We start from the raw sequence: 7,184 nt of genomic DNA, 5'->3' as shown, positions 1-7,184 counted from the left end.
ACCTGTCTGCATCAATCAACGTGGAAAATGGTGGGTGATAAGAGATTTGAACTCCTGACATCTTCGATGTGAACGAAGCGCTCTACCACTGAGCTAATCACCCTTCCGGAGGCTGAAATAGCCTTACTCGGCGGCCTCTGCAAGGCCCTCTTTGGGGGTGTTTGTCGCGTTGGGCTGGCGCACTTTGATGTTCATGACCGTCGCATTGGCAAGGTCTTTGGAATTTTTGACCATCACCTTGCCCAGCGGCGGCACGATCAGTTCCTCCCCCTGAACCAAAGCGCGGCCCAGAACGTGCAACATCGCCTCGACCACCGGTTTGACATCTTTTTTCTTCATGCCTGTCTCGGACATGACCCGTTCAATCAATTCGGGCTTTTTGACCGGTGCAGCGGCGACCTTGGGTTTGACTGTCTCAACAACGGTGGCCTTCGGTGCGGCTGCAGGTTTTGCGGCCACTTTGGACGCCGTGGCCTTGGCCGGTTTGGCTGTCGTCTTCTTTGCCGCCGCCTTTTTCGGGGTGGCTGTGGTCTTTGGTGTCTTCGTGCTGCGCGTTGTCATGGTCGTCCTCCGGTAGGATGCCGTCATTGTTGCTGTTGAAGAAACAATACCCGTAAATTCAAAACATTACAGTTCAAAGTTTGAACCGACGACGCGCGGGCTGTGCGGCGCGGGCGATTTCACCGCTTGCCGGATCGGTCGCCGTGACGCAGTATTCAACCATTATCGGAGGAAAATACATGAAACATCACCTTATTGCCCTGTCGACTGCGTCCCTTTTGGCCCTGTCCACTGCAACCCATGCAGGCGGTCTGGCCGAACCTGTCATGGAAATGGCCCCGGTCGAGATTGTGGAGGACACCACCGGCTCCTCTGCCGGTAACCTGATCATTCCTCTGATCCTTATCGCGATGATCGCCGTCGCCGCCAGTTCTTCGGGCAGCGACCCTCTTGTTGAGACAATCAGCGACATCCGGACCAAGACCGACATCACACCTGTCGGAACAGCGGCAAACGGTCTGCCGCTTTACCACTATCGCTACATCGGCGCACCGACGGTTTTTGAAGGCGTGATGGCACAGGATGTGATGATGCACACACCGCAGGCCGTGACCCTGCAGGCAGGCGGGTACATGACTGTGAACTATGATATGTTGGGGCTCGACCTCAAGATCGTAGACTGACGCTTTCGTCATACCCAACAAAAAAGGGCGCCCCATCGGGCGCCCTTTCCGGTTTCGGGTGAAACATCTGTGTGATCAGTGTGCGATGGCCCCTGCCCCGTCACCGGTGCCGCGCAGGGCGGCTTCGGCGGCGGCGGCGTCTTCGGCCTCCTGATCCCATTCGATGGCCTCAGGCGTGTCCGTCAGCGCATGCTTCAGCACTTCGGACGCGTGACTGACCGAGATGATCTCAAGCCCCTCTTTGACGTTGTCCGGAATGTCGGCCAGGTCTTTGACGTTCTCTTCGGGGATAAGCACCGTCTTGATGCCGCCGCGCAAGGCTGCCAACAGCTTTTCCTTCAATCCACCGATGGGCATGGCATTGCCCCGCAGGCTAACTTCGCCAGTCATCGCGATGTCTTTGCGCACGGGGATGCCCGTCAGCACGGACACAATCGCCGTCGTCATTGCCAGACCGGCCGATGGGCCGTCCTTGGGCGTAGCACCATCGGGCACGTGGACGTGGATATCGAGCTTGTCGAACTGCGTCGGTTTCACCCCGATCTCGGGCGAGATGGACCGCACGTAGCTTGACGCCGCATCAATGGATTCCTTCATCACATCGCCCAGCTTACCGGTCGTTTTCATGCGGCCCTTGCCGGGCAGCTTCAACGCCTCGATGTTCAGCAACTCGCCGCCCACAGATGTGTAGGCAAGACCCGTCACAACGCCGACCTGATCGGTTTCCTCGGCCAGACCGAAGCGGTGCTTCTTGACGCCCAGATAATCACCGATGTTTTCGTCCGTAACGACCACCTCGGTGACTTCCTTTTTGACGATCTTCGTCACCGCCTTGCGCGCCACCTTGGCGATCTCACGTTCAAGGTTCCGCACGCCCGCCTCACGGGTGTAGTAGCGTATGATCGCCGTCAGCGCGCTGTCCTCAAGCGTGAATTCGGACGCCTTCAGCCCGTGGTTCTTCATCACCTTGTCCAGCAGGTGCTGCTTGGCGATTTCGCGCTTTTCGTCTTCGGTGTAGCCCGACAGCGGGATGATCTCCATCCGGTCCAAAAGCGGACCCGGCATGTTGTAGGAGTTCGACGTGGTCAGGAACATCACGTTCGACAGATCGTATTCGACTTCAAGATAGTGGTCGACAAAGGTCGCGTTCTGTTCCGGATCAAGAACCTCAAGCATCGCAGACGCAGGATCGCCGCGCATGTCCTGCCCCATCTTGTCGATTTCATCGAGCAAGATCAGAGGGTTCGTCGTCTTCGCCTTTTTCAGCGCCTGAATGATCTTACCAGGCATGGACCCGATGTAGGTCCGGCGGTGACCGCGGATTTCGCTTTCGTCGCGGACACCCCCCAGCGAGATGCGGATAAATTCGCGCCCGGTTGCTTTTGCGACAGATTTACCGAGCGATGTTTTACCCACGCCGGGAGGGCCCACAAGGCACATGATCGGCCCTTTGAGCTTTTTGGAGCGTTGCTGCACGGCCAAATATTCGACGATGCGTTCCTTGACCTTTTCCAGACCGTAGTGATCGGAATCGAGGATATTTTCCGCGCGGCCCAGATCCTTTTTGACCCGCGATTTGGTGCCCCACGGGATCGACAACATCCAGTCCAGATAATTGCGCACGACCGTGGCTTCGGCGGACATGGGCGACATGTTCTTGAGCTTCTTCAGCTCCCCTTCGGCCTTTTCGCGGGCTTCCTTGGACAGCTTCGCCTCGGTGATTTTAGCCTCAAGCTCAGCCACTTCGCCTTCGCCGTCCTCACCGTCGCCCAATTCCTTCTGAATGGCCTTCATCTGCTCATTCAGGTAATATTCGCGCTGGGTGCGCTCCATCTGGGATTTGACGCGGGTCTTGATCTTTTTCTCGACCTGCAGGACAGACATTTCACCCTGCATAAGGCCGTAGACCTTTTCCAGCCGTTCGGAGACGGAGAGTGTTTCCAACAGGTCCTGACGTTGATTAACTTCGATGCCGAGGTGACCCGCCACGAGGTCGGCCAGCTTGGCCGGTTCCGTCGCCTCGGACACGGCAGAGAGCGCCTCTTCGGGGATGTTCTTTTTGACCTTGGCGTAACGTTCGAATTCCTTGCCGACGGACCGCGTCAGCGCCTCGATCGTGGACATGTCGCCGGGCATTTCGGTGAGGTATTCTGCGCTGGCTTCGAAGAAGTTCGGGTTGTCGATGTAATCGGTGATGCGCACACGTGCGATGCCTTCGACAAGCACCTTGACGGTGCCATCGGGCAATTTCAGCAGTTGCAGCACATTGGCCAGCACGCCGGCCTTGTAGATGCCGGAGGCGTCGGGATCGTCCTCACCGGGGTCGATCTGGCTGGACAGCAGAATCTGTTTGTCATCCTGCATCACCTCTTCCAGCGCGCTGACGGATTTTTCACGTCCAACGAACAAGGGCACGATCATGTGGGGGAAAACCACGATGTCGCGCAGGGGCAATACGGGGTAAGAGGCGCTCAGCGGCTCACGGGAATGGGGGTCTTGCATGCTCTTTTTTCCTTTTTGGCAAGACGGCGCGTCCCTCTTTGAGGCAACGGAGCCGTCTCCTGTCTGGGGTACAGATGTGGGGGTCTTTTGCCCGCTTTCAACCTGTGATCCGCTGTATCTGGTGCGCATCGTGCCTGTGGGATGCTGTCGCTGCAAGGCGGCAATCTGTCAAAACTTGGGATAACTTGAAAAATTGGCCGAAAGACGCGCAGGAATGTCGAATTTGCTACGCAAATCCGACCCGCGCCGCTGCGCGGCGCTGTTTTTCAGGTATTTTTGAACCAGAGAAGCAGGGGTGTCGCCCAACACAGCGGTCAGCGCGTGAGAAGGCTTGCGGCGGTCACAAAGCCCAGCCCCCACGCCCCGCGCATTTCGATCTGCGCCAAGAGAACGACGCGGTCTTCGAAATAGGGGATCAGGGTGATCGTGCCTGAGAGGGTGTCGTCGCCTGTGGCCATCCCAGTGTCGAACGTGGCCGCATATTGGGGCAGGTTTTCAGGCCCGCAGCGTGTGTCGCCCACAGCGTCGGCGATCCAGTCGGCGTCCACCGTGGTGAGAAGGTCATCGACGGTGTCCACGTCCATGGGGGTGGTGGCGATCAGGGGGAGCGCCTCGCGCAGCCATTGATCGGTGAGTGGCCAGCGCAGGTCGAGGGATCGGGAGACATCGACCCTGTCATGCGGATTCAAGCCTTGGGTCACCGAGAGGGTTTCGGTTTCGATAGATACGCTGCCCTGCTGCGTCCAGACGCCTTGCAGCACGGCCGCGATATGGTCGGGGTCGGTGACATCACACAGGCTTTGCGCAGACAGCGGAGCGGCCCAGAGGCACGCAATCAGGGGCAGCCATTTCATAGCGGTTCAATATCCCCCTGTGCTCGGCCTGCGTGAAAATCAGCCTCCCATGCCGCAAACGCGCCTGCGCTGATGGCGTCGCGCATGCCCTGCATGATGTCTTGGAAATACGTCAGGTTGTGCCACGTCAGCAGCATACCCGAGATCATTTCCTGGCTGCGAAACACATGGTGCAGGTAGGCCCGTGAATAATTGCGGCAGGCTGGACAGCGGCACCCCTCATCCAAGGGACGCGGATCATCGGCGTGGCGCGCGTTCTTGATGTTGACCACACCGTGGCGCGTGAACGCCTGCCCCGTGCGGCCCGAGCGGCTGGGCAGCACGCAGTCCATCATGTCGATGCCGCGTTTGACAGCGCCGACGATGTCATCCGGCTTGCCTACGCCCATCAGGTAACGGGGTTTGTCCACGGGCAGTTGCGCAGGTGCGTAATCGAGGCAGTCGAACATGGCCTCCTGCCCTTCACCCACGGCAAGGCCGCCAACGGCATAACCTTCAAACCCGATGTTTTGCAGGGCCTCGGCGCTTTCTGCGCGCAGGTCTTCTTCGAGCCCGCCTTGCTGGATGCCAAACAGCGCGTGCCCGGGCCGGTCGCCAAAGGCATCGCGGCTGCGCTGCGCCCACCGCATGGACAGGCGCATGCTGTCTGCGATCCGCGCCTTATCGGCGGGCAACGCGGGGCATTCGTCAAAACACATGACGATGTCGGACCCCAGTAGGCGTTGAATTTCCATCGACGTCTCAGGCGACAAGACATGTTTGGACCCGTCGATGTGGGATTTGAAGGTCACGCCGTCTTCGGTCAGTTTGCGCAGACTGGCGAGGCTCATGACCTGAAAGCCACCGGAATCGGTCAAAATCGGGCGGTCCCAGTTCATGAACCTGTGCAGCCCGCCCAGCCGGTCGATGCGTTCGGCGGTGGGGCGCAACATCAGGTGATAGGTGTTGCCCAGCAAGATATCCGCACCGGTTTCGCGCACGGATTCGGGCATCATAGCCTTGACTGTCGCGGCAGTGCCCACCGGCATGAAGGCCGGCGTGCGGATATCCCCGCGCGGTGTGGAGATGACGCCGGTGCGGGCCGCACCGTCTGTACTTTGCAACTGGAAAGAAAACGTGTTTGTCATAGGAGCCTCATACCTTGCCCTGCTTCTGGGGCAAGTGACGGCAAATTGGAAGGGACGCGGCATGACTGACGACACCACAATCCGGCTGGGCTGGGAAGAATGGTTGGGCCTGCCGGAATTGGGCCTGCCCACCATCAAGGCGAAGGTCGACACCGGCGCGCGGACCTCCGCGCTGCATGCCTTTGATATTGAAACATTCGGACCGGCGGCGCGGCCCAAGGTGCGCTTTGCCATCCACCCCGTGCCGGGCCGTGAGGACCTGACCATCCCCTGTTCGGCCACGGTCGTAGACCGACGTGAGGTCACGTCGTCCAACGGCGAGGCCGAGATGCGCTATGTCATTGAAACCATGCTGGATGCAGGCAACGGCGAAAGCTGGCCGATTGAGGTGACGCTGACGGACCGCGCCTCCATGAACAGTCGCATGTTGCTGGGCCGTCAGGCCCTGCGCGAGGATGTGATCGTGCAGCCTGCGGATAAATTCCTGCGCCCCGAACGCAGCTATGACGTCTATTCCGCCAAAAAGATCAAAGCAGCAGCACCCCGCCGCGCGTTGCGTGTGGCTGTGCTCAGCCGGGAACCGAACAATTATTCCACCAAACGCATCGTTCACGAGGGCGAGGAACGCGGCCACACGGTTGAGGTGATCGACACCACGCGCTGTTACATGGCGATTAACGCGCTGGCCCCTGAAATCCACTACGACGGCAAACGCCTGCCCCGTTATGACGCGGTGATTCCGCGCATCGGGGCCACGGTCACGGCCTATGGCACCGCCGTATTACGCCAGTTCGAAACTCTGGGCACCTATTGCGTGAACGGGTCGGACGGGATTACGGCCAGCCGCGACAAGCTTCATGCGCATCAGGTTCTGGCCGCCCACAAGATCGGGATGCCGACGACCGCATTTGCGGCCTCCCCCAAAGACACGGGCAACTTGATGGGGCTGGTGGGCACGGCACCGCTGATCGTCAAATTGCTGGAGTCCACCCAAGGCAAAGGCGTGGTCTTGGCGGAGACCAAAAAGGCTGCCGAGTCGGTCATTGACGCCTTTCGCGGGCTGAAAGCCAACTTTCTGGTGCAGGATTTCGTCAAGGAAGCCGCAGGCGAAGACCTGCGGTGTTTTGTCGTCGCGGGAAAAGTCGTGGCCGCCATGCGCCGAAAGTCTGCGGGCGATGATTTCCGGTCAAACCTGCACCGCGGCGGCACCGCCGAGGCGGTAAAAATCACCGCTGAGGAACGGCGCACGGCCGTAAAAGCCGCCAAAGTGTTCAACCTTGGCCTCGCTGGCGTCGATCTGCTGCGGTCCAATGACGGGCCAAAAATCCTCGAGGTCAACTCCTCCCCCGGTTTTGAGGGGATCGAGGGGGCCTCTAAAAAGAACCTCGCGGGGCAGTTGTTCGATCATATCGAGGAACAGGTGCGCCCCGCCCCTCTCAAACCGAAACGCAAGCGTTAGGACAGGCCGCTGTTCAGGGTGCGGTTTGGCCGCGCTCCATACCCTTTACGCCCCGCAT

General features: G+C 59.5%; 7 protein-coding genes and 1 tRNA gene. 3 read left to right on the top strand and 5 right to left on the bottom strand.

From position 1 onward, the window contains the following. Positions 1 to 28 precede the first annotated feature (28 nt). Both QZ653_RS09785 and QZ653_RS09780 read right to left on the bottom strand, forming a co-directional pair. Positions 29 to 103 (bottom strand) — tRNA-Val (locus QZ653_RS09785). Positions 104 to 123: 20 nt separating this feature from the next. Beyond that, positions 124 to 339, bottom strand: coding sequence for a hypothetical protein (locus QZ653_RS09780; RefSeq protein WP_296419872.1), 216 nt, complete (start codon positions 337 to 339; stop codon positions 124 to 126). Positions 340 to 352: 13 nt separating this feature from the next. Here QZ653_RS09780 and QZ653_RS09775 point away from each other — a divergent pair, with 13 nt between their 5' ends. Continuing rightward, a complete protein-coding gene (locus tag QZ653_RS09775; protein WP_296419871.1) occupies positions 353 to 577 on the top strand; it encodes a hypothetical protein in 225 nt (74 codons plus the stop codon). Positions 578 to 740: 163 nt separating this feature from the next. Then, on the top strand, positions 741 to 1,184 hold the full coding sequence (locus QZ653_RS09770; protein ID WP_296419870.1) for a tail fiber domain-containing protein: 444 nt from the start codon (positions 741 to 743) through the stop codon (positions 1,182 to 1,184). 75 nt (positions 1,185 to 1,259) lie between these two features. On the opposite strand, the gene lon is transcribed toward QZ653_RS09770, so the two are convergent. The 3 genes from lon to tgt all read right to left on the bottom strand — a co-directional run bounded on the left by lon (position 1,260) and on the right by tgt (position 5,667). After that, complete coding sequence (lon, locus tag QZ653_RS09765) at positions 1,260 to 3,686, bottom strand: endopeptidase La (RefSeq protein ID WP_296419869.1); 2,427 nt, start codon at positions 3,684 to 3,686, stop codon at positions 1,260 to 1,262. A 314-nt stretch (positions 3,687 to 4,000) separates the two neighbouring features. Next, positions 4,001 to 4,540 (bottom strand): hypothetical protein, encoded by a 540-nt coding sequence (locus QZ653_RS09760; RefSeq protein ID WP_296419868.1) that lies wholly within the window; start codon positions 4,538 to 4,540, stop codon positions 4,001 to 4,003. Next, on the bottom strand, positions 4,537 to 5,667 hold the full coding sequence (gene tgt / locus QZ653_RS09755; protein ID WP_296419867.1) for a tRNA guanosine(34) transglycosylase Tgt: 1,131 nt from the start codon (positions 5,665 to 5,667) through the stop codon (positions 4,537 to 4,539). Before tgt ends, QZ653_RS09760 begins: the two co-directional genes overlap by 4 nt. A 61-nt stretch (positions 5,668 to 5,728) precedes the next feature. Here tgt and rimK point away from each other — a divergent pair, with 61 nt between their 5' ends. Beyond that, positions 5,729 to 7,126, top strand: a complete 1,398-nt coding sequence (rimK, locus tag QZ653_RS09750) for a 30S ribosomal protein S6--L-glutamate ligase (protein WP_296419866.1) — start codon at positions 5,729 to 5,731, stop codon at positions 7,124 to 7,126. Positions 7,127 to 7,184 lie beyond the last annotated feature (58 nt).

This window comes from Pseudooctadecabacter sp. (assembly GCF_020627745.1).
Taxonomy (GTDB): domain Bacteria; phylum Pseudomonadota; class Alphaproteobacteria; order Rhodobacterales; family Rhodobacteraceae; genus Octadecabacter.
Note: the sequence above shows the minus strand (reverse complement) of the source record. Positions and strands in the feature narration are given on the sequence as shown.

Excerpts from the sequence above, each read along its gene's own strand:
- QZ653_RS09780 (WP_296419872.1), bottom strand. The coding sequence starts at position 339 with ATGAAGAAAAAAGATGTCAAACCGGTGGTCGAGGCGATGTTGCACGTT.
- QZ653_RS09775 (WP_296419871.1), top strand. The coding sequence starts at position 353 with ATGACCCGTTCAATCAATTCGGGCTTTTTGACCGGTGCAGCGGCGACC.
- QZ653_RS09770 (WP_296419870.1), top strand. The coding sequence starts at position 741 with ATGAAACATCACCTTATTGCCCTGTCGACTGCGTCCCTTTTGGCCCTG.
- lon (WP_296419869.1), bottom strand. The coding sequence starts at position 3,686 with ATGCAAGACCCCCATTCCCGTGAGCCGCTGAGCGCCTCTTACCCCGTA.
- QZ653_RS09760 (WP_296419868.1), bottom strand. The coding sequence starts at position 4,540 with ATGAAATGGCTGCCCCTGATTGCGTGCCTCTGGGCCGCTCCGCTGTCT.
- tgt (WP_296419867.1), bottom strand. The coding sequence starts at position 5,667 with ATGACAAACACGTTTTCTTTCCAGTTGCAAAGTACAGACGGTGCGGCC.
- rimK (WP_296419866.1), top strand. The coding sequence starts at position 5,729 with ATGACTGACGACACCACAATCCGGCTGGGCTGGGAAGAATGGTTGGGC.